This window comes from Peribacillus sp. P4_B1, assembly GCF_056402395.1.
Map to the genome: position 1 here is coordinate 69751 of NZ_JBFUHM010000009.1, position 26413 is coordinate 96163.

The following is a 26413-nucleotide window of genomic DNA, read 5'->3' on the forward strand; positions in this document are numbered from 1 at the left end:
TCATGGAATATTCCGCCGAAAAATTACAAGAAGAAAAAGTATTCAAGGACCCTGTGCACCGATATATACATGTTCGTGACCGGGTTATATGGGATTTAATAGGGACGAAGGAATTCCAGCGGCTTCGAAGGATCAAACAGCTGGGAACGACTTATTTAACCTTTCATGGTGCGGAACATAGCCGGCTTAGCCATTCGCTTGGAGTATATGAGATTGTCCGGAGAATCGTGGATGATGTTTTTGAGGGAAGACCGGAATGGAAACCTGAGGAACGGTTACTATCCTTGTGCGCAGCCCTTCTGCATGATTTAGGTCATGGTCCTTTCTCTCATTCTTTTGAAAAGGTGTTTGACCTGGATCATGAGCAATTCACGCAGCAGATAATCCTCGGCGATACGGAAGTGAATAAGATCCTCCTTAGAGTTGGGCGTGATTTTCCTAAAAAAGTGGCAGAAGTCATTGCGAAAACCTATAAAGGCAAATTAGTAGTCAGCCTGATTTCAAGTCAGATCGATGCTGATAGAATGGATTATTTACAGCGTGATGCCTACTTCACTGGCGTGAGTTATGGACATTTCGATATGGAAAGGCTTTTGCGTGTAATGAGGCCAAGGGAAGAACATGCCGTCATCAAACAAAGCGGGATGCATGCGGTTGAGGATTATATCATGAGTCGCTACCAAATGTATTGGCAGGTTTATTTCCATCCAGTTACGAGAAGTGCGGAGGTCATACTTACCAAGATCCTACATAGAGCGAAACATTTATATGAATCCGGTTATGAGTTTGCCCAAGAACCGAACCATTTTTATTCATTGTTCAAGGGAGAAGTGACTTTAACGGACTATTTGAAAATGGATGAAGCGGTGATGCTCTATTATTTCGAAGCATGGGAAGAGGAAAACGATGCGATTTTAAAAGATTTATGCACTCGCTTCGTTAACCGTAAACTATTTAAATATGTGGAATTCCATCCATCGAACAGTCAGATGAACAGGTTGATGGAATTAAGGACGCTTTTCAAGAAGGCAGGCATCGATCCGGATTATTATCTTGTCGTCGATTCTTCATCAGATCTGCCGTATGATTTTTACCGGCCAGGTGAGGAAGAGGAGAGGCTGCCGATTCACTTGCTGAAAAATAACGGCGAAATTCGTGAATTATCACGTGAATCCGAAATTGTCGATGCAATTTCAGGGAAAAGAAGAACGGATCATAAGTTGTACTATCCAGCAGATTTATTGCGTGATGAATCTACGAAGAAAAATATAAAAAAACAAATTCGTAAGCTTTTGGAGCTATCGGATTAAAGTGGTACATTTTTGGTGAGGAGTGACGAGCCTTGTTTAAGGATCATGCAAACATTATCAATGCAATTTCTACTGCCGGTGAAATCTCGGGTCGAAAAAAATTACAAAAAATCGTTTATATTGCGAAGAAGCTGTCCTTCCCATTTCATGAAAAGTTTCAGTTTCACTTTTATGGACCGTATTCGGAGGAGTTGACCTTACGGATTGAAGAGCTCTGCGAAATGGGTTATTTGAATGAAGTAAGGGAAAAAAAAGCAGGCTATTATCAATATTGTTATTCGATAACGGATGCCGGCCAGGATTTCCTATCCATACAGGAAGTGGAGATGCCGGCACTTGAGGGATGCTTACTCGATATGAACGAACAGAATGCCCGGTTTTTGGAGCTGGTTTCAACGGTGTTATACTTTGACACGCTAGAAAAAGAGGAAGTAACCGAGAAAATTTTCACGCTGAAAAGCAAACAAAAATATACGCTTGAAGAAATTGATGGGGCATATGAATATATTGAGCAGTTAAAAACAAAAGCTAAGCCGAATTGATGGCTTAGCTTTTACCATTATGTAAATCTTATTGATCGCTTTTACGGACACCGGCTACTGCTAAATGATTTTTTGACATTTCTTCAATGAAAATCGTCACGGCTTCAGCTGGTGCTCCAGTTGTTTCCGTAACGGCTGCCGTCACCTTTGCGACTAAAGCCTTTTTTTGTTCGTCTGTACGGCCTTCAAGCATTTTGACTGTTACATATGGCATCTCTCATTCCCCCCTTCCTCTCTTATCTTGTAGTGTTTCACAATGGAAAAGTAATTGCAAGATGTGGAAGTCAGAGTTTTTTCACTTCTTGCTCTTTTGATGTATACTAACGGTAATAAATATTGGGGGAGAAGCTATTGGACCAAATAGAAAGATTTTTAGCTTATAGGTTGGAAGACCTTCCATATGTCATTGTGTCACTGTTGATCGCATTTACGGTTCATGAATTTTCACATGCTTATGTAGCCTATAAGTTCGGTGATCCGACAGCTAAAAATGAAGGAAGAGTCACATTGAATCCGATTTCTCATTTGGATCCGATCGGAACATTGTTGATATTAATAGCTGGATTTGGTTGGGCTAGGCCTGTACCGGTTAATCGTTTTCATTTCAAGAATCCAAAATTGGCAGGAGTGCTCGTCTCTTTTGCCGGCCCGTTCAGTAATTTGCTTGTTGCAATTTTAGGGTATTTAATTTTTTACGGGTTACTGGCGGCAGGCGTTGGACCTGATTTACCGTTTTTCATTCAGCCATTCTTCGAGATGCTCATCAACTTAAATATCCTTTTGTTTGTATTTAATCTGATACCGCTGCCGCCGCTCGATGGTTATAGGATCGTACAGGATCTTGTTTCAGCTGATTTGCGGGCAAAAATGACCCAGTATGAACAATATGGCTCCCTGATTTTTTTGATTCTGATCATCACACCGCTAAGCCGGTATACGATTAGCCCGATTTTGAACAATGTTGTGCCATTTGTAGGCGGAGCCTTGAATCAGTTCTTTACACTTTTGCTTTTTTAAATTATATGGAATGACAAACGATAAAGGGGGATACAAACATGGAAGAACAACCAAAGAAAAAGGTAGGCTTCAATATTATAAAAAACGACCCTACAGAAGGTCATGGCGGATATGGAGCAGGGGTTTTGACGCTCGATAATATCTCCCCGGTCATCATCGATGTGGATGCAGGTGAAGCCGAGGTCGATATCGGCGCGATGCATGCAAGGAGTGCAGTGGAAAAAGGGATTAAGTTTTTAAAGACTAAAGAGGAGGTCCCGAATGCCAAACCGTACTGGCTTGTTTGGGTGACCATTGAAGCCACCCAAAATGGTCCGCACTATGCAGGTGTGACAGCGTGTGAAATGATGGTCGACCGGTCAATTAGACGCGGTTACAAATCCCTTCCGGAGCATGTTAACCGGATGGATAAATCGCTTAAACGGCATATCATCGTCGAGGACATGGACGATAAATCAAAACGTATACTTGCAGACTTCCTGAAAAACCATGATGCAGGAATGTGGGAGCGCTCTTCAGCAAAGCTCAAGGAGTCATTGACGGTTTGAATTTGATTTAATGGATGAAATGTTAAGTTTAGTGAAAAATGCACTTGTAGGAAACGGATAAAATCAGTAAACTTAAAGACAGCAGTTTAGACACTGTGGAACTAGGACAGAAAAACCCCGAAGCCGCTACCGGCTTCGGGGTTTTTCGTTATCCCCATGGTTTTAAGACTTTTTTATACCACGGGGACTTTTTTTGCTCTTCTTCTTTTGGGGCATGTTTCGGACCCTTACCCTTAAAGTGCTCGGCACAGTATTCGACAGGTTCAGTTCCTTTAACATAATAAGTCAGTCTTGAGACAGGACAATCCTTTGTTGCCAATTTTCCGCTTGCGGGATTCACGTTTACCCCGATTACGTTTTTCGTTTCCTTAAATGATTTTGCCGGTTTCCCCTGTAGGCCCTTTTCCATATAGGAAGCCCAGATTTTCTTAGCATAGCTTTTTTCAGCGGGGATCTCGATCTTTTTCCCTTGATCATACCCAGTCCATACTCCAGCTACAAGCTCCGGTGTGTAACCGATCATCCAACTATCCGTCGGGGTGGAACCTGATTTACCGGCATATGGGCGGGTCAGCTGGGAGTTGATGGTGCTGCCAGTCACTTTCGTATAGCCATTTAAGGTTTCATCGAAAACCCCTGTAAGCATTTGAGTCATGACAAATGCCTTATCCTCATCCAAAATCTGTTCTGGTTTCTTATTTTCATCAAAAATCACTTCACCTTTTTGATTTTCAACCTTTTTGATAAACACGGGTTCAACTTTCTTGCCACCGTTAGCCAGAATGCTGTATGCGTTCACCATTTCAATCGCCCTTACACCTGACGTACCGAGTGCCAAGGACGGAACTGCATCCATTTTCGCTGTGATGCCGAAACGATGCGCCGTATCGACCAATGTCTGTTCCCCAAGGAACAAGTGCGTTTTTACGGCGAAGATATTATCGGAAAGAGCTATGGCCTGGGCCATCGTGATTTCGCCTTCCGCATATTGATGGTTGTAATTATGCGGTGTGTAAGATGAGTGACCATCATCGAAAGAAAATGTAGTGGTCTCGCTTTTTAAGGTGGTAGACGGTGTGAAACCGTTCTCCAACGCTGAATAGTATAGCAATGGCTTAATGGTGGAACCGGGCTGGCGAACGGCCTGTGTAGCTCGGTTGAATGGCGACTCCGCGTAATCTTTACCGCCGACCAGTGCACGGACCTCCCCGGTGTCCGGATCCATTGCCACTATCGAGGCTTGGATCCCTGAAGACTTGGGTATGATATTGGAGAGAACTTTTTCGGCAGCATCCTGCTGGGTTTCATCCAGTGTTGTATAGACCTTAAGCCCGCCCAGCTCGATCATCCGGTCATCTAAATGAAGCTGAGATTTTAAAGCCTGCTTGACTGCATCCTGGAAATAGGGGGCGGTTTTATTTGTAACCGTTCCGTGCTCACCCTTTAATGCAAGGGATGTTCGCAACGCTTCTGCGATATTTTGTTCTGAAATGTAGTTTTTGTTTTTCATGGCTTGAAGGACAACTCTCTGCCTTGATTTCGCTTTTTCAAAATTATCCAATGGAGAATAATTTGACGGCCCTTTTGGTATTCCTGCCAGCATGCTCGCTTCAGGAAGGGTCAAATCCTTGGCATCCTTGCCAAAGTAATATTGACTTGCAGCTTGGGCCCCATATGCACCATGGCCATAGTAAATCGTATTTAAATAACCTTCTAGAATATCCTTTTTTGAGTAATTCATTTCTAAACGTACCGTATAAAAGGCTTCATTAAATTTACGCGACCACGTTTTGTCATGACCAAGAAACAGGTTCCTGGCATACTGCTGGGTAATGGTGCTTGCGCCCTGGACTTTGGACATTGCCTTAATATCCGCAAGGATGGCACCGCCGATCCGTTTTATATCAAATCCATTATGTGTGTAAAATTGACGGTCCTCAACAGCGACAGTCGCTTTGATGAGCTGTGGTGAAATCGAACCCAGCCCGGCCCAATAACGTTTCTGGCCATTATCGGTTTCGCCGATCACATTTCCATTATCACTATAGTAAAGAGTGGACTGCGGCACGACCAAAGGAGGCGGACCTAATATTTTTGCATAAATCAGTAAAGAGAGAAGCAATACAAAGAGTATCGTGAGCCCGATTGTGGCAAGGATAATGAAGGCCCGAACATATTTAGTTGTCCTTTTGAATCGTTCGCTTGGAATCAATTCCATTGCTTTCACCTCTCTTATCAGAAAAGAATCTATTATCTATTACTATTATGGAAAAAAAAGAAATTTTTAAACATAAGAACTGCATTTATGAAATTTATCTTGCAATTCTGCTAGATTCGTCTATAATTTTTCTAGCTAATGACTATAACGATTTTGGGGAACCTATTAGGTGACTGACAATATGAAATGGAAAAGGAGCGTTAATAAATGAGCATTTGGTTTACTGAAAAACAAACAGAGAATTTTGGTATTACGATGAAAGTGAATCGTACTTTACATACGGAGCAAACTGAGTTTCAAAAGCTGGATATGATTGAAACGGAAGAGTGGGGCAATATGCTATTGTTGGATGACATGGTAATGACTTCACAGCGCGATGAATTCGTTTACCATGAGATGGTAGCCCATGTTCCTTTATTTACTCATCCTAATCCAGAAAACGTTTTGGTTGTAGGAGGAGGGGACGGAGGAGTTATCCGTGAAATCCTTAAACACCCAAGCGTAAAAAAAGCTACATTGGTTGATATCGATGGGAAAGTTATCGAATACTCAAAGATATTCTTGCCTGAAATAGCAGGCATGCTTGAAGATCCGCGTGTAGACGTACAAGTGGGGGATGGCTTCATGCACATCGCCAAAAGTGAAAATGAATATGACGTGATAATGGTCGACTCGACTGAACCTGTTGGACCTGCTGTCAATTTATTCACTAAAGGTTTTTATGCCGGGATTTCCAAAGCTTTGAAAGAAGATGGGATTTTTGTGGCACAATCAGATAATCCTTGGTTTAAGGCAGACTTAATTCGTGATGTACAACGTGATGTGAAAGAAATATTCCCAATCACTAGCCTTTATTTAGCGAATATCCCGACGTATCCAAGCGGCCTTTGGGCGTTCACCATCGGATCAAAAAAATATAATCCATTAGAAGTGACAGAAGACCGTTTCCATGAAATCGAAACGAAATATTATACAAAAGAACTTCATAAAGCAGCTTTCGTCCTGCCTAAATTCGTTCAAGACTTAGTGAAATAAGGGGGGCATGACAATGAAATTCGATGAAGCCTATTCAGGCAATGTATTCATTAAAAGCCATCCCGTTTTTGAGGAATCTGAAGCTGTGCTATACGGTATGCCGATGGACTGGACGGTAAGTTTCCGTCCGGGCTCTCGCTTTGGCCCTACCCGGATTCGTGAAGTTTCGATTGGTTTGGAAGAGTACAGCCCGTATTTAGATCGTGAATTAGAGGAAGTTAAATTCTTTGATGCAGGGGATATTCCATTACCATTCGGTAATCCGCAGCGCAGCATCGATATGATTGAAAAATTTGTCGACAGCGTGTTGGATGCAGGTAAGTTCCCAATGGGGATGGGAGGGGAACACCTTGTCACATGGCCTGTCATTAAAGCCATGTACAAAAAGTATCCCGATATGGCCATCATCCATATGGATGCCCATACAGACTTACGTGAGGACTATGAGGGCGAGCCGCTTTCCCATGCATCCATCATCCGTAAATCTGCGGAACTTATCGGTCCGAAAAATGTATACTCTTTCGGCATTCGTTCCGGTTTGAAGGAAGAATTCCAATGGGCAAAAGAAAACGGCATGCACATCTCTAAATTTGAAGTTCTTGAACCTCTGAAAGAAGTACTGCCGCAGTTGGCAGGTCGTCCTGTATATGTGACGATCGACATCGATGTTCTAGATCCTGCACATGCGCCAGGAACAGGCACCGTAGATTGTGGGGGCATCACTTCAAAAGAGCTTTTAGCTTCGATTCATGAGATAGCCCGTTCTGAAATTAATGTAGTCGGCTGCGATTTAGTTGAAGTGGCACCGATTTATGATCCATCCGAGCAAACGGCGAACACGGCGAGCAAGCTGATTCGCGAAATGCTTTTAGGTTGGGTACAAAAAGGTTAATGGATGGAAGACTTGACTGTTCCTGTTTTTTAGCGGGGATGGTCTTTTTTTCATCCAATCCGGAAAAGAATTTTACACCTGATGGACTCTTTTTTAATAATTCCGCCCCAATGAGTCATTCTTGCGTTAAAATCAAATGAATTGCTACAATATGATTTCGCAAGTTTATCCTCACTTTATTGGATTTACACTTTATTTTCCCGCTCCAAGTTGAAACTTCCTTGAAGAATATTTATACTTATAAAGTTAAGAACGACATGATGAAGGAAGTGTAGCTTTGACTCTTCATGATATAGATAAGCATACTATTAAAGTGACTTTACAGACAAAAATCAAGCACGGCTCAGAGACGGAAACGTATGAGCTGGTCACTTTTGGTACAAAAATGTATAAAGGTTCAGACTTATATTTGCAATATAAAGAGGAAAATGAAGCCGGTCAAACACAAACGACCATCAAGCACAAAACGGATGAAACGATCCTGCTTAGAAATGGTGCCATTAAAATGAGGCAGCTTTTCCGCTTGCAGGAAGCGACAAATGGACATTATGAAAGTATATACGGCAGGTTAGGGTTACGGACGACCGCGAAAAAAATTCATCATCAATGGGATGAGCAGTCCAAACAAGGGAAACTTGTCCTTAAATATACGTTACATATGCAGGGAAGCGAACCCGGTCAATATGAGATGACGATTTCCTATAAGGAGGAAGCATAGCACATGAATATAGTAAAAGAGGTACAGGAAAAACTGAAAGAAGAAATTAAAGCGGCAGTCATTAAAGCTGGTTTAGCAACGGAAGAGCAGATTCCAAACGTTGTATTGGAACTTCCAAGAGATAAAACACACGGAGATTATTCCACGAATATGGCCATGCAATTAACGAAGATTGCAAAGAAAGCACCAAAAATGATAGCGGAAGCAATCATCGAAAACTTTGACAATTCAAAAGCATCCATCGAAAAAATTGAAATTGCTGGTCCAGGATTCATAAACTTCTACATGAATAATTCTTATTTGACAGAATTGATTCCAGTCATTTTGAAAGTGGATGGAGCATATGGGGAAAGTGACTTTGGAAAAGGCGAAAAAATCCAAGTGGAGTTCGTTTCAGCGAATCCGACCGGTGATCTCCATCTCGGCCATGCCCGCGGTGCAGCAGTGGGTGATACGTTATGTAATATCCTGTCTAAAGCAGGCTATGATGTTTCACGTGAATATTACATCAATGATGCAGGAAACCAAATCAATAATTTGGCCTTTTCCATCGAAGCACGCTATTTCCAAGCACTTGGCCTCGAAAAGGATATGCCTGAGGGTGGTTATCATGGCGAAGATATCATTGGCATCGGTAAAACGCTAGCCAGTGAATATAGCGATAAATTTGTAAATGCCGATGAAAAAGAGCGTTTTGAATTTTTCCGAGAATACGGCTTGAAATATGAAATGGAAAAACTGAAAACAGACTTGGGGAATTTCCGTGTCGGATTTGATGTATGGTATTCCGAAACTTCCCTATATCAAGACGGTAAGATTGATGAAGCACTCAAAGTGTTGAGGGAAAGAGGCCATGTCTACGAGGAAGATGGGGCTACATGGTTCCGCTCTACAGAATTAGGCGATGATAAAGACCGCGTGCTTATTAAACAGGATGGGTCCTACACATATCTGACACCGGATATTGCCTATCACCGTAATAAACTGGAGCGCGGCTTTGAAACGTTGATCAATATCTGGGGTGCGGACCACCATGGCTATATACCGCGTATGAAGGCAGCGATTGAAGCATTAGGATACAAACGCGAGCAGCTTGAAGTAGAAATCATCCAGCTTGTTCACCTGTATAAAGACGGCGAGAAAATGAAGATGAGTAAGCGTACAGGTAAAGCCGTCACGATGCGTGATCTTATTGATGAAGTGGGTCTGGATGCAACACGTTATTTCTTTGCAATGAGAAGTGCGGATACTCATATGGACTTCGATTTGGATCTTGCGGTATCACAATCCAATGATAATCCGGTTTATTATGCGCAATATGCTCACGCCCGTATTTCCAGCATTTTACGCCAAGGTGTGGAACAAGGGATCAGCTATGAAGGGGTCACTGATTTCTCGGCCCTTTCTACTGAAAAAGAAGTGGAGCTTCTGAAGAAATTAGGTGAGTTCCCGCAGGCAATAGCGGAAGCTGCCGAAAAACGTATGCCTCACCGCATGACGAATTATATATTCGACTTGGCTTCTACATTCCACAGTTTCTACAATGCCGATAAGGTTTTGGATGTTGAAAAGATGGAAAGAAGTAAGGCACGTCTAGGACTGGTCAAATCCGTCCAAATTACTTTAAAGAATGCATTAGCTATAATCGGGGTTTCGGCGCCGGAAAAAATGTAAAGGAAAAAGCGTCTGTTTCTAACGAAACAGACGCTTTTTTTAATTTGATTAACACTCGATGGCACCGCCGCATACCCTTTTTACACCACGTACCTTAGCTATATCTTCAATCAGCTGCAACATCGCCCGGTCCTTCATCTTGGCTTCAATCATGAAATCCACGTCTTGTCCAAGTCCCTTAAGCACTTTAAAAAGGGGCATGATGAATTCCAAATCGATATAATCAGCATGCGAGCGAAATTCACCTGCCGATTTCGGGGATGAAATATGAATCTTTGGTACCGCCCCTGCCTGACTCCAAGTGGTGAACACCTCGGTGAGCAGCTCGTTAAGAGGCTCAGTTGAAAGGTTTGCGAGATGGTGGTGGTAATCAAAGACAAGTGGAATGCCTTCCTTCTTACATACCCTCAGGGTTTCTGATGCTGTATAGGTTTTATCATCATTCTCCAAGGTCATTCTTTCCTTGACGTGGATAGGAAGCGATTTAAGATTGTCATGAACCCTTACTATGGCAGAATCTTTGTCACCATAGGCTCCGCCGACATGGATATTGATAAAAGAAGAGTCTGCAATGCCCATTGCATCAAGCATTTTATAATGGAACTCCATATCTTTTACGGCATTTTGTGTAATCTCGGGTTTAGGGCTGGTAAACAGCGTAAACTGATTGGGATGGAAGCTAATCCTCATCTTATGTTCAGAAACCCAATCTCCAAGCTGTTTCCACTCTCTTCTAAAAGGAGTGACGAAATCCCATTCTATTTCGGGATGCGTGGCTAAAGGAACAATTGAACTGGACATCCGGTATATTTCTATTTGGTGGGCCGTGTTATATTGAAGGACCCTTAAGGTATTTTCAATGTTCTGCCTAGTCACACTCAGCAGTTTTTCCATCCCTTTTTCCGTGCCAAGTGTGCTATATCGTTTAAAAGTAAGTGTCTTAGCTGGAGAAGCTTCCCATAAACAGGTTGCGTTGGATACAAATCCAAATCTTATTTTCATTATATTTTCTCCTTGAACAGCGGGATTTCAAAGAAAAGGAGAAAGGACGGAGGCCAGCGATTCTTTTGCTGATCGGACAACATTCATGGAGGAAAGCGCGTCACTGCTTAATGGCTTGGATTCAGCTAGGTCCACCGCCAATTCCTTTTCTGCATCTGCTATAAATGCCCGGTCAAATACCAGACAATTGATTTCACTATTTAAAAAAAGGCTGCGTTTATCAAAATTAGCCGTACCGATATCACAGATTGTATCATCAATAAGTATCACTTTAGAATGGTAGAACCCTCTTTGGAATTGCATGATTTCAGCCCCATCTTTTAATAGTACCCGGAAGTAGGGAAAGGATGCTTCTTTGACAAGGGCATGGTCTGATTTTTCAGGTACGATGACCGTTACGGAAACATTGCGTGCAAGGGCCTCCCTTAATTCTTGAAATAGAGTTTCACTGGGAATGAAGTATGGAGTCCCGATGATGATTTTATTATTGGCTTGCTGAATCATGCGTGCTAAAGACTGTTCAAGATCACTTCCATTCGTGACAAAAACCTGATGTACCTGCGACCCGGGAGTCAATGTCGGGAAATAGGCAGGTGTTCCCCTGTGATCCTCGTTTGTATCATAGAACCAATCCGAGAGGAAGACTTCCTGCAGGTCCCTTACCCCCTCCCCGGTCATTTTCAAGTGATAATCCCTCCAAGGGTTGAGCTTTTCCCCTTGGTTAATATACTCCTTACCGATATTAAAGCCCCCAAGATAGCCGATTTTGCCGTCTATCACAGTAATTTTTCGGTGATTTCTTTTTTGTATTGTATAGAAAAGGAAAGGAAGTTTCGGTTTAAAGCTAAAAGAAAAATGAACCCCGCTTTTAGTTAGCTCCTGAATGGTTTTGCGGGAAATCTTTTTACTTCCAACCCAATCTACTAAAAGTCGCACTTCCACGCCCTCTTCCGCTTTTGATTGCAGTAACTTCAAAAAATCCTTGCTGAATTTATCATTTTTCACAATATAAAAAAGGATATGGATGGAATGCTGAGCTCGCTTGACTTCTTTCATAAAATCATCAAACAGGATTTTTCCTGATGTGAATATAGTCATGTCACTGTTCCGAGGCGGATATTTAATGTTGGTTGCCTGCTTCATATAACGCTTATGCCCTAACTTAAGATCAACCCAGCACCAAGTGAAGATCAATAAAAATATAGAGGCAATCGTAGTGATAATCTTCAAAAAAAATCCCCCCTAAATGATTTCATTTAGTTTGGCTCAAATTCCCTGTTAGTAACCATTAAAAAGCGGGGAAAGGAACCTCAATTTTTTTTAGAATACAGAAGGGGAAATTAACGGAATTGTCGAACTATACAATAAGGTGTAGAAAAATCAAATATGATTTTAGAAGAAAAAAGTTGACTGAATGCTCATTCATTATATAATGGAGTTAATTAAATTTCAGAAAAATGCCAAATTTTCAATTTTATTTAAATGGCTGCCTTTTGGCATTTTACAATTTACAAAAAGGGGGAAAGACTGCATGGAAATGAATGGCTTGCTGTGGATCAACTTAACTGCATTCCTGATTGTAACCGCTTACGCCGCGGGTCTATTTATCTATTTGGTAAGGACTCGTATAGCTTATATAAAACTTGGCAAAAAAGTGGAATTCGATAACCGTGTGAAAGATCGTCTTGTGAAAATAGGGGTTTATGTATTTGGACAGAAAAAGCTCTTTAAAGATAAGAAAAGCGGAATCATACATGCCATGTTATTTTATGGTTTCATCTTAGTGCAATTTGGGGCACTGGACTTCTTCATTAAAGGCTTAAGACCGGGATGGCATTTACCGTTTGGCCCTGTTTATCCGGCCTTTACTTTCTTCCAGGAAATTGTGACGCTTACCGTTCTTGTAGCAATCCTATGGGCGGCTTACCGTCGTTATGTCGAGAAGCTCGTTCGCTTGAAAAGGGATTTCAAAGCAGGATTGGTTGTCATCTTCATTACTGGAATCATGATTACCGTGTTACTGGGGAATGGAATGGGAATGATCTGGCATGGACACGATGCAACTTGGTCAGAGCCAGTCGCATCAAGCATTGCTTTCCTTTTTGGCTGGATGGGAACAGCGGCGGCAACAGTTGTTTTTTATGTAGCTTGGTGGCTGCATTTACTGATCATATTATCGTTCCTTGTTTATATCCCGCAATCTAAGCATGCCCACTTGATTGCCGGTCCGATAAATGTATTCCTCAATCGCCTGGACAATCCGGGAAAATTGAAGCCGGTTGATTTGGAAGAAGAAGTTTTCGACAAAGAAGGCAATCAATATTACGGCGCCAAATATATCGAAGACTTGACGCAATATCAAATGGTGGACCTCTATGCCTGTGTGGAGTGCGGGCGTTGTACGAATATGTGCCCTGCTACTGGTACCGGTAAAATGCTGTCACCGATGGATATCATCATCAAGATGCGTGACCATTTAACAAATACAGGCGCTGCCGTTACAACGAAGCAGCCATGGGTGCCATCTTTTGTTTTTGGGAATACGGAGGGAAATAAGATAGCTCTAGCGAGTGCCGCAAAGGGGGCGCAGGAATCAGCTGCAGCGACCGAAGCATACAGTCCGAGCCTTATTGGCGAAGTCATTACGGAAGAAGAACTCTGGGCATGTACGACTTGCCGGAACTGTGAAGATCAATGCCCGGTAATGAATGAACATGTCGACAAAATCATCGATATGCGCCGTTATCTGGTATTGACAGAGGGCAGGCTGGATCCAGATGCACAACGTGCCATGACAAATATCGAACGTCAAGGAAATCCGTGGGGGCTTAACCGTAAAGAGAGAGAAGATTGGAGAAGCCTTCGGGAAGATGTCAGCGTTCCTACCGTGAAGGAATTACAAAAGGCAGACGAGGAATTCGAATATTTATTCTGGGTAGGTTCAATGGGATCATACGATAACCGAAGCCAGAAGATTGCCCTTTCCTTTGCAAAATTATTGAATGAGGCGGGCGTCAAATTTGCAATCCTCGGAAATAAGGAGAAAAACTCAGGGGATACTCCTCGTCGATTGGGAAATGAGTTTGTTTTTCAAGAGCTTGCCATGAAGAATATAGAAGAATTCCAGAAGAATGAAATCAAGAAAATCGTAACGATCGACCCGCATGCATACAATATTTTTAAGAATGAGTATCCGGATTTTGGCTTGGAAGCTGAAGTGTATCACCATACTGAATTGTTAGCCAAACTTGTAAGTGAAGGCAGATTGGTGCCTCAGTATCCAGTGAATGAAACGATTACATTCCACGATTCCTGTTATTTGGGAAGGTACAATGAAGTATATAGCCCGCCGCGTGAAATTTTACAATCCATTGAAGGTGTGAAACTTATTGAGATGGAGCGTAACCGTGAAAAAGGGATGTGCTGTGGAGCTGGAGGCGGTTTGATGTGGATGGAAGAGGAAACAGGAAACCGCATCAATGTGGCACGTACTGAACAAGCACTCGCCGTCAGTCCAACAGTGATCAGTTCCGGATGTCCTTATTGCCTGACCATGCTATCTGATGGGACGAAGGCAAAAGAAGTAGAGGAAAATGTTAAAACGTATGATGTAGCTGAACTGCTCGAAAAAGCGGTCATTGGTGAAAATAAATCGATTGCATCTTAATTTAAAACGGAATGCCTGCTTCTTCTATATGGAATGCCAAATGGAAGCAGGCAATTTTTAAATATTTACAAACTAAATATTTTAATTTTTGTAAAAATTATGTAAGATGATATTAAGCGCTTACAAAACGATTTTTTTTAACTTCATATTGAGCGAGCGTTCAATCAATGTTATTGAAGGGGGAAATAATGATGGCAAAAACAGTGATTATTAGTGGTGTGAGAACACCTTTTGGTAAATTTGGCGGCGGCCTTAGCAGTTTGACAGCATCTCAGCTTGGTGGAATAGCAATCAAAGAGGCACTTGATCGGGCAGGGGTTGAAGGCGGGCAAGTAGGCGAGGTCATCATGGGGAATGTACTTCAAGCGGGCCAAGGTCAAATACCGTCACGACAGGCAGCACGTCATGCTGGAATGCCTTGGGAAGTGAAGACGGAAACCATTAATAAAGTATGCGCATCAGGACTTCGCAGTGTTACATTGGCTGATCAGATCATTCGCTTAGGTGAAGAAGAAATCATTGTTGCCGGTGGAATGGAATCGATGAGCAATGCGCCTTATATTCTTCCGAAAGCAAGGTGGGGCCTAAGGATGGGAGATGCCCAACTTAAGGATACCATGATTTCGGATGGACTTAGTTGCAGCTTTACAGGCGTTCATATGGGAACTTACGGAAACAGTACTGCCGAAGATCTTGAAATCACCCGTGAGGAACAGGATAGCTGGGCTTACGAGAGTCATCAAAAAGCGATAAAAGCAATCGATGGCGGTATTCTTGCAGAAGAAATCATTGCCGTACAGGTGCCGGTGCGAAAAGGCGAACCAATTACCATCGAACAAGATGAAGGCCCAAGAAAAGATACATCTGCCGGGAAGTTAGCTAAATTAGGTCCAGCTTTTAATAATGAGGGAACCATTACGGCAGGTAATGCACCTGGCGTCAATGATGGGGCAGGAGCACTCGTATTGATGAGTCAGGAACGTGCGGAAAAAGAAGGGAAAACGCCTTTTGCCTATATTGTGGCTCATGCAGAAGTGGCAGTGGAAGCAAAGGACTTCCCTAAAACGCCAGGTTTGGTCATAAATGAAATCCTGAAGAAGACAGGTAAATCGATAGAGGATATTGATTTATTTGAAGTGAACGAAGCATTTGCAGCGGTTGCACTCGCCAGTGGGAAAATTGCCAACATCGAGCCTGGAAAAGTGAATGTTAACGGCGGTGCTGTAGCATTAGGTCACCCAATCGGGGCAAGTGGTGCTCGCATCATCATTACGCTGATGCATGAATTGAAACGCCGCGGAGGAGGATTGGGCATCGCAGCGATCTGTAGTGGAGGCGGGCAGGGAGATGCCATTTTAATCGAAGTGCCAAAACAAGGATGATAGTTTCATAGATAAATGAGGAGGGGTTTTCATGAGCATTCAAAAAGTGATGGTCATTGGTGCGGGACAGATGGGATCTGGCATTGCCCAGGTTTGTGCAATGAGCGGATATGAAGTACTTTTACACGATTTAAAAGAAGAATATGTAGAAAAGGGACTAGGGACAATTACCAAGAATCTTTCCCGTCAAGTGGAAAAAGGGAAAATGGGGCCCGGGGATAAAGATGCAATCCTTTCCCGTTTGACATCATCGACGGATTTAAAAAATGCAGCTGCCGTTGATTTAGTGATTGAAGCGGCAGTGGAAAATATGGAAATAAAAACAAAAATATTCGCCGAGCTGGATGAAATCACGCCGCAGCAGGTCATTCTTGCATCCAATACTTCTTCACTTCCGATTACTGAGATAGCCGCTGCCACGAATAGGCCGGAAAAGGTAATTGGCATGCATTTTATGAACCCCGTTCCAGTCATGAAGCTGGTTGAGATCATCCGTGGCCTTGCTACATCGGATGAAGTTTATAAAGAGGTTGAAAAGATGGCTGAAACCTTGAACAAGGTACCGGTGGAAGTCAATGATTTTCCAGGTTTTGTAGCGAATCGGATTTTGATGCCGATGATCAATGAGGCCATCTATACACTTTATGAGGGCGTCGCTACTAAAGAGGCGATTGACGATGTAATGAAGTTGGGAATGAACCATCCCATGGGCCCGCTTACGCTAGCTGACTTCATTGGGCTCGATACATGCTTATACATAATGGAAACCCTTCACCAGGGGCTGGGAGACGATAAATACCGACCGTGTCCGCTGTTAAGGAAATATGTGAAAGCAGGGTGGCTAGGCAAGAAAGCAGGACGTGGATTTTATGAATATAACCAATCATAGAAAGCATTTGCAGCTAGGGAGGAGTGAAGGAATGGATTTCAAGTTTACCGAAGAACAGGAAATGATGCGGAAGATGGTAAGCAATTTTGCAGAAAATGAGATTACACCTCATATCGAGACAATGGAAAGGGGAGTGTTTCCAAAAACGATCCTGCAAAAAATGGGTGGGCTTGGTTTGATGGGAATCCCCATTCCAGAAAAATACGGTGGCGCAGGTATGGATTTCATGTCGTATATCATCGCCATCAATGAGATTTCCAAAGTAAGTCCAACTCTTGGTGTCATACTGTCCGTTCATACTTCTGTTGGCACAAATCCAATCGTTTATTTTGGAACGGAAGCGCAGAAGCAAAAATATGTGCCTAAGTTAGCCGCCGGTGAATATCTGGGCGCCTTTTGCTTAACTGAGCAAAGCTCGGGTTCAGATGCCGCGAGCTTGAAATCCAAGGCAGTAGCAGTAAAGGAAGACGGAAAATATCGAATAAATGGGTCCAAGGTTTTTATCACCAACGGCGGGGAAGCGGATGTGTTTATTGTTTTTGCCTCAACCGACCCTCAGAAGGGAAGCAAGGGAATCTCTGCTTTTATCGTGGAAAAAGGGACGCCAGGCTTAATCATCGGTAAAGATGAACGTAAAATGGGCCTTCATGGTTCGAGCACCGTACAGGTGACGTTCGAGGATATGAAAGTGCCTGCTGCCAATCTCTTAGGCAAAGAAGGTGAAGGCTTTAAAATTGCCATGGCCAACTTGGATGCTGGAAGGATTGGCATTGCTTCTCAAGCTCTTGGAATTGCAGAAGGCGCCATGGAACATGCTGTCCAATATGCAAAAGACAGGGTTCAATTTGGCAAACCCATTGCAGCACAACAAGGGATCGGTTTCAAACTGTCCGAAATGGCAACAGGCATAGAAGCATCAAGGCTACTGGTCTATCGGGCGGCGTATTTACGCTCAAGTGGATTGAAGTGCAGTAAAGAAGCGGCCATGGCTAAGCTATTTGCTTCGAGGACGGCTGTCGATGTGGCGATAGAAGCAGTCCAAGTGTTCGGAGGCTACGGGTATACAACAGAATATCCGGTCGAGCGCTATTTCAGGGATGCAAAGGTAACCGAAATTTATGAGGGAACGAGTGAAATACAGAGAATGGTCATCAGTAAGAGTCTATAAATACGAAAAAGACGGGGGACATGGTCATGCAATTTAAACTAACGGAAGAACATGAAATGATTAGGAAGATGGTACGCAATTTTGCCCAGAATGAAGTGGCTCCGACAGCTGCCGAGAGGGATGAAGAAGAACGATTTGACCGAGAGATTTTCGATAAAATGGCTGAACTTGGACTGACAGGGATTCCGTGGCCAGAGGAATACGGCGGAATTGGAAGCGATTACTTAGCGTATTGCATAGCGATTGAGGAACTTTCCCGCGTTTGCGCTTCTACTGGAGTGACTCTATCAGCCCATACTTCGCTTGCAGGGTGGCCAATATATAAATTCGGTTCTGAAGAGCAAAAACAAAAATACCTTCGCCCGATGGCACTGGGGGAAAAAATCGGTGCATACGGCCTTACTGAACCTAGCTCAGGCTCAGACGCAGGCGGTATGAGAACGTCTGCAAAGCTTGTAGGTGATGAATATATTATCAGCGGTTCGAAAATCTTCATTACGAACGGCGGGATTGCTGATACATATGTCGTCTTTGCATTGACAGATCCTGAATCGAAACAAAAAGGAACGAGTGCCTTTATCATTGAAAAGGACTTCCCGGGTTTTAGTGTTGGTAAAAAAGAAAAGAAGCTGGGAATCCGTTCATCACCGACCACGGAAATCATCTTTGATGAGTGCCGAGTTCCTAAAGAAAACCTTCTTGGAAAAGAAGGAGAAGGCTTTAAAATTGCGATGATGACGCTTGATGGGGGCCGTAATGGAATTGCAGCACAAGCTGTAGGCATAGCCCAAGGTGCACTGGATGCCGCAGTTGACTATGCAAAAGAGCGCGTACAATTCGGCAAGCCAATTTCTGCACAGCAAGGAATCGGTTTTAAATTGGCGGATATGGCAACGGGTGTTGAAGCTTCAAGGCTATTAACCTATCAGGCTGCCTGGTTGGAATCAGTGGGCCTTCCTTATGGAAAAGAGTCGGCCATGTCCAAACTCTTTGCTGGAGATACAGCAATGAAAGTGACGACGGAAGCCGTGCAGGTTTTCGGTGGTTATGGTTATACAAAAGATTACCCAGTGGAGCGGTATATGCGTGATGCGAAAATAACCCAGATCTACGAAGGTACACAGGAAATTCAAAAGCTGGTCATCTCAAGGATGATTACTAAATAGTATTGAAATCGAGGTTTTCCGATGAGGCATCGCCCTTACCGGAATACCCTTTTCAATTTCTTCGGAAGTATGTCTTTGGTAATTAATTGATGGGATTCAAAAAAGGGGTTTGAAAATGGAAAAAAGAGAAGTTCTTGCATCGGTAAAGGATGAGCGGCTGGTTGAAAAAAGGCGTACACAAATGATTAAAGGGGCGGTGACCCTTTTTAAGGAAAAGGGATTTCATCGAACGACTACAAGGGAAATTGCCAAAGCCGCTGGCTTCAGTATTGGCACGTTATACGAGTATATCCGGACCAAGGAAGATATATTATATCTCGTCTGTGACTTTATCTACGATGAAGTCCAGGAAAAGCTTCAAAAAGAAATAGAACAGAGTGATGGGACACTTGAAAGTTTGAAGCTGACGATCGCTTACTTTTATAAAGTGATGGATGAAATGCAGGACGAAGTGCTGGTCATGTATCAGGAAGTGAAAGCTCTGACGAAAGATGCTTTACCTTATGTTCTGAACAAAGAAATTCGGATGGTGGGCATGTTCGAAAAGGTCATAACGAAGTGTGTTGAGAATGGGGAGCTATTGTTGACGGAAAAACAAATAAGCCTTGTTTCACATAACATTTTTGTTCAGGGACAGATGTGGAGTTTCAGAAGATGGGCTTTGCATAAAAATTACACGCTTCAAGAGTATGTTGAACTGCAGACGCAATTATTGATTCAAAATGTATCGCTTCAGAAAAGTCTCTGATATAAAAACGTTTCAATAAGGAGGAGCTAAATGAGTACAGTTGAGGTGTATAAACCGAAGAACCATATCAGATTCGTTACAGCTTCAAGTTTATTTGATGGACATGATGCATCTATCAATATAATGAGGAGAATCCTTCAGTCCAGCGGGGCGGAAGTAATTCACTTAGGACATAATCGTTCGGTGGAGGAGATCGTGAATGCTGCCATCCAGGAAGATGTTCAGGGAATAGCCATGTCATCTTACCAAGGCGGTCATGTGGAATATTTTAAATATATGTATGACCTGCTGAAAGAAAAGGGAGCCGAGCACATTCGGATTTTTGCCGGAGGTGGCGGTGTCATCATCCCGAAGGAAATTAAAGAACTCCATGATTATGGGATTGCCCGCATCTTTTCTCCTGATGAAGGGCGGGAATATGGGCTTCAAGGCATGATAAATGTATTGATGGAGGAGTGTGATTTCTCGACTGTCAAACCATCTTTACAGGAACGCTTTGATGAATTGATTGCAGGGGGAACAAATGCCATTGCCCAATTTATTACCTTTGCTGAAAATAGACTCGACGCTTCAAAGGAATCTGCGGCAGCGGTGGAGAGTCTTTTTGAGCAGATCAAGACTTCCGAAAAGAAGGTTCCTGTTCTTGGGATTACAGGGACGGGCGGCGCTGGAAAAAGTTCGTTGACTGATGAATTGATACGGAGGTTCATTAACGAAATTCCAGACGAGAAAGTCGCCATTCTATCTGTCGACCCGACCAAGCAAAAAACAGGCGGTGCCCTGTTAGGTGACAGGATTAGAATGAATGCGATTTTTTCAGAGCGAGTTTATATGAGGAGCTTAGCCACGCGTCATTCAAAAAGTGAGTTGTCTTTGGCGATAAAAGATGCCATTTCAGTCGTGAAGGCAGCTGGATTCGACCTAATCATCGTTGAAACGAGCGGAATTGGTCAGGGGGATGCAGAGATTGCCGAAATATGCGATGTATCCATGTATGTAATGACGAGTGAATTCGGTGCGCCTTCACAACTCGAAAAAATCGATATGATTGATTACGCAGACTTGATAGTCATTAATAAATATGAGCGTAAAGGCTCCGAGGATGCAAAAAACCAAGTTCAAAAACAATATCAAAGAAGCCGTACGCTTTTTGATCAAGATCCATCGGAAATGCCGGTATACGGTACAATAGCTTCCCAATTCAATGACCCAGGAACAAATGCATTATTCGCAGCACTGATTGAAAAGCTTAATGAAAAATCAGGGACGGGTTGGATTACTGCCTTTTCGAAAGAAGCGGATGTCTATAAGCAAAATGTCATCATTCCAACCGATCGCCGATATTATTTACGTGAAATCAGTGATACGGTCAGATCGTATCATAAACGCGCGGCTGAACAAGTACGTATTGCCCGCAGGCTTTTCCAGCTTGAAGGAGCTATTGAAGCAGTTAAGGAAAATGATGGTAACGAAGGCATTGTGGCTTCTTTAGAGAATTTGAAAAAGGAAACCGCTTCAAATTTATCACCTGAATCTAAAAAAATCCTTTCTGGATGGATGGATTTAAAAGAAAAGTATGCAGGGGAGCAGTTTGTAACGAGAGTCAGGGATAAGGAAATCGTCACAAAGCTGAAAACTAAAAGTTTATCAGGTTTAATGATTCCGAGAGTATCATTGCCTAAATATGTTGATTATGGAGAAATCTTAGGATGGGTATTCCGTGAGAACGTTCCCGGCTTCTTTCCTTACACAGCGGGAGTCTTTCCATTCAAGCGTGAAGGGGAAGACCCGAAGCGGCAGTTTGCCGGTGAAGGATCGCCCGACCGGACCAACAGGCGTTTTCATTATTTGTCAAAGGATGATAATGCTAAACGGCTAAGTACGGCTTTCGATTCTGTAACTTTATATGGCGAGGATCCTGATCATCGGCCTGATATCTATGGAAAGGTAGGGGAAAGCGGAGTCAGTATCTGTACGTTGGATGACATGAAAAAGCTTTATGCAGGCTTTGACCTTTGCCACCCCTCAACCTCTGTATCCATGACCATCAATGGACCGGCACCGATCATTTTGGCCATGTATATGAATACGGCAGTCGATCAGCAGATTCAACGGAAAGAAGAAGAGCTAGGCCGTCCCCTTACGGATGCCGAAGCTGAAGAAGTGCAAGCTTATACTCTTCAAACGGTACGCGGAACCGTTCAAGCGGATATTCTGAAGGAGGACCAAGGCCAGAATACTTGCATCTTCTCTACGGAATTTGCCTTAAGGTTAATGGGAGATATCCAAGCATACTTCATTGATCGGAAAGTCAGGAACTACTACTCTGTATCCATTTCTGGCTATCACATTGCTGAAGCGGGTGCCAATCCCATTTCACAACTGGCTTTTACATTAGCGAATGGCTTTACTTACATCGAATATTATTTAAGTCGCGGAATGAATATTGATGACTTTGCCCCGAATTTGTCATTCTTCTTCTCAAATGGGCTCGACCCGGAATATACGGTTATCGGGAGGGTGGCAAGAAGGATTTGGGCGACAGTCATGCGGGATAAATATGGTGCGAATGACCGTAGCCAGAAGCTGAAATACCACATACAGACTTCAGGGCGCTCCCTTCATGCGCAAGAAATTGATTTTAATGATATTAGAACGACACTACAGGCTTTAATGGCACTACAGGACAACTGTAACTCGCTGCATACTAATGCGTACGATGAAGCCATCACGACGCCTACTGAAGAATCCGTACGCCGGGCAATGGCCATACAAATGATCATTACAAAGGAGCATGGGCTCTCAAAAAATGAAAACCCGATGCAAGGTGCCTTTATCGTAGAGGAATTGACGGATCTGGTTGAAGAAGCTGTACTGCAAGAGTTCGATCGGATCAATGATCGAGGCGGGGTGTTGGGTGCTATGGAGACACAGTATCAGCGCGGGAAAATCCAGGATGAATCCATGCATTACGAAATGAAAAAGCATACGGGTGAATTGCCGATCATTGGGGTCAATACGTATTTGAACCCCAATCCTCCTTCCGAGGAGGCTGTGAACAGCATGGAAATTGCCCGTGCAACAAAGGAAGAAAAGGAAGGGCAAATCATAAATCTCCGGGCATTCCAGGAAAGAAATAAGGAGTTCACGGATGAGGCGCTAACTAAACTGAAATTGGCAGCCATGAATGGGGAAAATATCTTTGCTGAACTGATGAACTGTGTGAGAGTGGCCAGTCTTGGCCAGATAACCAGGGCGCTATATGATGTAGGCGGTCAGTATCGAAGAAATATGTAGAGCAAGAAGGGGGGCACCGATTTTTGGGCCCCTTTTTTAAATAATTTCCGTCTTTTTTAACAAAATGAAGATTTTACCTTATAATTATTTGGAAAAGGGGCATAAATGAAGAATCAGCCCTATTGGAGTTGAGAAAATGAACCTGAAAATGATTGGGAAAATCATAGGTTACATTCTTGCCATCGTTATTTTAATTGAATTGTATGAGCATCAATTGGGTGCCGTCTCTTTTTTTATCCTGACTGTTGTATTTTTTACGGCAGCCTTTCGTCAGAAATCGAAAAAAGAAAGTGCATGATTTTTTCTGCTTAAGGGTTCCGGTGAAAGATAGACATTTAGGTAAATCTGTGAAAGTATCAGATAGAACTAGCATAAACCCATTTAGATTGTTTATAATGGAGTATATGTCTAGCAGGAATTGTCGTTATTTTATCGAAATACTGTTTTAGATTATTTTTTTATGTGAAAAAACACGGAATTCAGTGTTTGAATAGAGAAGGGAAGTGCGGAATTTGAGTTTAAAAGAACACTCAAAAGAGCAATTATTGGAAATGTCCTTAATAGAGATGGCATATGATTTGTTGGTGGAAAGAAATGAACCGATTCCATTTAAAGACTTAATAAGCGAATTAGCTTCGCTGCACCATTTATCTAAAGCGGAAGTGGCAAAGAAAATTGCACAATTCTATACGGATTTAAATGTGGATGGCCGCTTCACTTCACTTGGGGACAACCGCTGGGGATTGAAAACATGGTATCCAGTTGACCAAATCGAAGAAGAAGTCGTGCATGTTGTAAAACCTAAAAAGAAAAAGAAAACGAAAAAGGCTGCTGTCGTTATCGACGATTTCGATGAACTTGAAGACGAAGATCTTGACTTTGAAGAAGATGTCGATGATCTTGATGAGGATGAAGATGACGACGATGATGATATTCTAGGTTCTCCAGTTATTGACGAAGTGCTTTTGGATGATGACGTGGATGATGATGACGATCTGGAAGAAGAAATAATTGAAGATGAAGCATTTGTCCTGGAAGATGATGAGGACGAAGATGAAGACGAAGAAGAGTTGAAAGAAGAGAATGACAAATAAATAATCGCCCTTGACTTTTTGAGGCGAAATTTGTAGAATCATTTTTGGGCTCCTTAAAAAAGGACACAATGATTAAATTATATCGCTCCCTTACTTTTATTGTAAGCGGAGCGTTTTTGTTTTTAATGATGGAATGAATAAATGACATCATTTTTTTATTTTTAAAAATGATTTCTCTTAGAATTGTAAAAACTATAGAGAACATATTTATGTTAACTGTCATTTAAGGAAATTTATTCTTGTTCATGTATCCTGCATGACTCTCACTAAAAACCTTTAAGTGATTAATGGTTTGTACAGATTTTATGGTTATAGCTTTAACCGCCTGTGTGGCGGAAGATTTGATGCAGGTTCAGATTAAAAGATGTGAAGAACGGCATTCGAAGAAAACAATCTATAGGAGGATATAAGATGACAAAATATATTTTTGTGACAGGTGGAGTAGTTTCTTCCTTAGGAAAAGGGATAACTGCAGCTTCTTTAGGTAGACTTTTAAAAAATAGGGGATTGAATGTTACGATCCAGAAGTTTGACCCTTATATCAACTTGGATCCTGGTACGATGAGTCCATATCAACATGGTGAAGTGTTTGTAACAGATGATGGTGCTGAAACGGATTTGGATCTTGGGCATTATGAGCGTTTTATTGATATCAACCTTGGTAAACACAGCAATGTGACTACAGGTAAAATTTATTCAACCGTCCTGAGAAAAGAACGCCGTGGTGATTATTTAGGTGGAACAGTTCAAGTCATTCCCCATATCACGAATGAAATTAAAGAACGGGTTTTCCGTTCAGGTAATGAAACGAATGCCGATATAGTCATTACTGAAATTGGTGGTACTGTAGGGGATATCGAGTCTCTTCCGTTCCTTGAAGCGATTCGCCAAATTAAAAGTGATATCGGGATCAATAATGTTATGTATATCCACTGTACACTGGTCCCTTACATCAAAGCTGCTGGTGAAATGAAAACAAAACCGACACAGCATAGTGTAAAAGAATTACGCAGTCTTGGCATTCAGCCGAATATCATCGTTGCACGTACAGAAAGCCCAATTTCACAAGATATGAAGGATAAAATCGCTTTATTCTGCGATATCGATAAAAATTCTGTCATCGAATGTCTTGATGCGGATACACTTTACTCCATCCCTCTTGCGCTTCAAGCACAAAATATGGACCAAATCGTTTGTGATCACTTGAAATTGGACTGTGGCGAAGCGGATATGGAGGATTGGAAGGAACTTGTCAAAAAGGTAACTTCTTTATCAAAGAAAACGAAAATCGCTCTAGTCGGAAAATATGTTGAATTGCAAGATGCTTATCTTTCTGTTGTGGAAGCACTTAAGCATGCAGGTTACGCATTTGATGCAGATGTTGAAATCGACTGGGTGAATTCTGAAGATGTAACAAAAGAAAATGTTGCTGAACTTCTTAAAGATGCAGATGGAATCCTTGTCCCTGGTGGCTTTGGAGATCGCGGAATCGAAGGGAAAATTGCAGCGACCGAGTTTGCCCGTACGACAAAAACACCGTTCTTCGGAATCTGTTTAGGCATGCAGTTGGCATCCATTGAATATGCACGCAACGTCCTAGGATTGCCAGAAGCGCATTCAGCTGAAATTAAGGAAGATACTCCAGATCCAATCATCGATCTTCTTCCTGAGCAAAAGGATGTAGAAGATTTGGGCGGAACACTGCGTCTTGGTCTGTATCCATGTAAGCTTATCGAAGGAACTAAAGCATACGAAGCATATAATGATGAGGTTGTTTATGAACGTCACCGCCACCGTTATGAGTTCAATAACCACTACCGTCAGGCTATGGAAGAGGCAGGATTTGTCTTCTCCGGTACAAGCCCAGATGGCCGTCTGGTTGAAATCGTTGAATTGAAAGATCATCCTTGGTTTGTGGCTTCCCAATTCCATCCGGAATTCACGTCACGCCCTAACCGTCCACAGCCGCTATTCCGTGACTTTGTCGGTATGTCTTTAAAGAGCAGCAAAAAACTTTAATAAATAAAAAAACAGCCCATGTGGCTG

At 42.5% G+C, this 26413-nt stretch carries 22 protein-coding genes; 18 read left to right on the top strand and 4 right to left on the bottom strand.

All coding sequences use genetic code 11. From position 1 onward, the window contains the following. Window positions 1–2 precede the first annotated feature (2 nt). Window positions 3–1310 carry an HD domain-containing protein gene (locus AC1DVK_RS07340; protein WP_061465776.1) on the top strand — a complete coding sequence of 436 codons (1308 nt, stop codon included), beginning with the start codon at window positions 3–5 and terminating at the stop codon, window positions 1308–1310. 32 nt (window positions 1311–1342) lie between these two features. After that, a complete protein-coding gene (locus tag AC1DVK_RS07345) occupies window positions 1343–1852 on the top strand; it encodes a YwgA family protein (protein ID WP_061465774.1) in 510 nt (169 codons plus the stop codon). Window positions 1853–1880: 28 nt separating this feature from the next. On the opposite strand, the gene AC1DVK_RS07350 is transcribed toward AC1DVK_RS07345, so the two are convergent. Next, entirely contained in the window at window positions 1881–2066 is a 186-nt protein-coding gene (locus tag AC1DVK_RS07350) for a 2-hydroxymuconate tautomerase (RefSeq protein WP_477626155.1), read from the bottom strand. Window positions 2067–2212: 146 nt separating this feature from the next. On the opposite strand from AC1DVK_RS07350, the gene AC1DVK_RS07355 reads away from it, so the two are divergent. Both AC1DVK_RS07355 and AC1DVK_RS07360 read left to right on the top strand, forming a co-directional pair. Next, on the top strand, window positions 2213–2869 hold the full coding sequence (locus tag AC1DVK_RS07355; protein ID WP_410860691.1) for a site-2 protease family protein: 657 nt from the start codon (window positions 2213–2215) through the stop codon (window positions 2867–2869). Between the two features lie 38 nt (window positions 2870–2907). Beyond that, entirely contained in the window at window positions 2908–3417 is a 510-nt protein-coding gene (locus AC1DVK_RS07360) for a YwhD family protein (protein WP_089362042.1), read from the top strand. 148 nt (window positions 3418–3565) lie between these two features. On the opposite strand, the gene AC1DVK_RS07365 is transcribed toward AC1DVK_RS07360, so the two are convergent. After that, window positions 3566–5635 carry a transglycosylase domain-containing protein gene (locus tag AC1DVK_RS07365; protein WP_410860633.1) on the bottom strand — a complete coding sequence of 690 codons (2070 nt, stop codon included), beginning with the start codon at window positions 5633–5635 and terminating at the stop codon, window positions 3566–3568. Window positions 5636–5842: 207 nt separating this feature from the next. On the opposite strand from AC1DVK_RS07365, the gene speE reads away from it, so the two are divergent. The 4 genes from speE to argS all read left to right on the top strand — a co-directional run bounded on the left by speE (window position 5843) and on the right by argS (window position 9954). After that, on the top strand, window positions 5843–6670 hold the full coding sequence (gene speE / locus AC1DVK_RS07370) for a spermidine synthase (protein WP_061465766.1): 828 nt from the start codon (window positions 5843–5845) through the stop codon (window positions 6668–6670). A gap of 13 nt (window positions 6671–6683) precedes the next feature. Then, on the top strand, window positions 6684–7562 hold the full coding sequence (speB, locus tag AC1DVK_RS07375; protein ID WP_061465765.1) for an agmatinase: 879 nt from the start codon (window positions 6684–6686) through the stop codon (window positions 7560–7562). 277 nt (window positions 7563–7839) lie between these two features. Then, a complete protein-coding gene (locus AC1DVK_RS07380) occupies window positions 7840–8280 on the top strand; it encodes a YwiB family protein (RefSeq protein WP_061465763.1) in 441 nt (146 codons plus the stop codon). A 3-nt stretch (window positions 8281–8283) separates the two neighbouring features. After that, a complete protein-coding gene (gene argS / locus AC1DVK_RS07385) occupies window positions 8284–9954 on the top strand; it encodes an arginine--tRNA ligase (protein WP_477626156.1) in 1671 nt (556 codons plus the stop codon). Between the two features lie 48 nt (window positions 9955–10002). Here the strand turns inward: argS and uvsE are convergent, their stop codons facing one another. Then, on the bottom strand, window positions 10003–10956 hold the full coding sequence (gene uvsE / locus AC1DVK_RS07390) for a UV DNA damage repair endonuclease UvsE (protein WP_477626157.1): 954 nt from the start codon (window positions 10954–10956) through the stop codon (window positions 10003–10005). Between the two features lie 27 nt (window positions 10957–10983). Beyond that, window positions 10984–12186: a cardiolipin synthase gene (cls, locus tag AC1DVK_RS07395; RefSeq protein WP_284469180.1), complete on the bottom strand. Its 1203-nt coding sequence runs from the start codon at window positions 12184–12186 to the stop codon at window positions 10984–10986. A gap of 307 nt (window positions 12187–12493) precedes the next feature. On the opposite strand from cls, the gene AC1DVK_RS07400 reads away from it, so the two are divergent. From AC1DVK_RS07400 to AC1DVK_RS07445, 10 genes are all read left to right on the top strand, one after another. Further along, complete coding sequence (locus tag AC1DVK_RS07400; RefSeq protein WP_410860690.1) at window positions 12494–14623, top strand: (Fe-S)-binding protein; 2130 nt, start codon at window positions 12494–12496, stop codon at window positions 14621–14623. 191 nt (window positions 14624–14814) lie between these two features. Next, window positions 14815–16005, top strand: a complete 1191-nt coding sequence (locus AC1DVK_RS07405; RefSeq protein ID WP_477626158.1) for an acetyl-CoA C-acetyltransferase — start codon at window positions 14815–14817, stop codon at window positions 16003–16005. Between the two features lie 31 nt (window positions 16006–16036). Continuing rightward, window positions 16037–16894, top strand: a complete 858-nt coding sequence (locus tag AC1DVK_RS07410) for a 3-hydroxybutyryl-CoA dehydrogenase (RefSeq protein ID WP_125159900.1) — start codon at window positions 16037–16039, stop codon at window positions 16892–16894. Window positions 16895–16925: 31 nt separating this feature from the next. Next, a complete protein-coding gene (locus AC1DVK_RS07415; RefSeq protein ID WP_477626159.1) occupies window positions 16926–18062 on the top strand; it encodes an acyl-CoA dehydrogenase in 1137 nt (378 codons plus the stop codon). A gap of 26 nt (window positions 18063–18088) precedes the next feature. Next, window positions 18089–19228: an acyl-CoA dehydrogenase gene (locus AC1DVK_RS07420; protein ID WP_089362035.1), complete on the top strand. Its 1140-nt coding sequence runs from the start codon at window positions 18089–18091 to the stop codon at window positions 19226–19228. 115 nt (window positions 19229–19343) lie between these two features. Then, a complete protein-coding gene (locus tag AC1DVK_RS07425) occupies window positions 19344–19976 on the top strand; it encodes a TetR/AcrR family transcriptional regulator (protein WP_061465749.1) in 633 nt (210 codons plus the stop codon). 30 nt (window positions 19977–20006) lie between these two features. Beyond that, window positions 20007–23273 (top strand): fused isobutyryl-CoA mutase/GTPase IcmF, encoded by a 3267-nt coding sequence (icmF, locus tag AC1DVK_RS07430; protein ID WP_477626161.1) that lies wholly within the window; start codon window positions 20007–20009, stop codon window positions 23271–23273. Window positions 23274–23409: 136 nt separating this feature from the next. Further along, a complete protein-coding gene (locus tag AC1DVK_RS07435) occupies window positions 23410–23571 on the top strand; it encodes a hypothetical protein (RefSeq protein ID WP_176431817.1) in 162 nt (53 codons plus the stop codon). A gap of 214 nt (window positions 23572–23785) precedes the next feature. Then, complete coding sequence (gene rpoE / locus AC1DVK_RS07440) at window positions 23786–24367, top strand: DNA-directed RNA polymerase subunit delta (protein WP_061465745.1); 582 nt, start codon at window positions 23786–23788, stop codon at window positions 24365–24367. Window positions 24368–24778: 411 nt separating this feature from the next. Continuing rightward, window positions 24779–26386: a CTP synthase gene (locus AC1DVK_RS07445; protein WP_061465744.1), complete on the top strand. Its 1608-nt coding sequence runs from the start codon at window positions 24779–24781 to the stop codon at window positions 26384–26386. The last annotated feature ends 27 nt before the right edge of the window (window positions 26387–26413 follow it).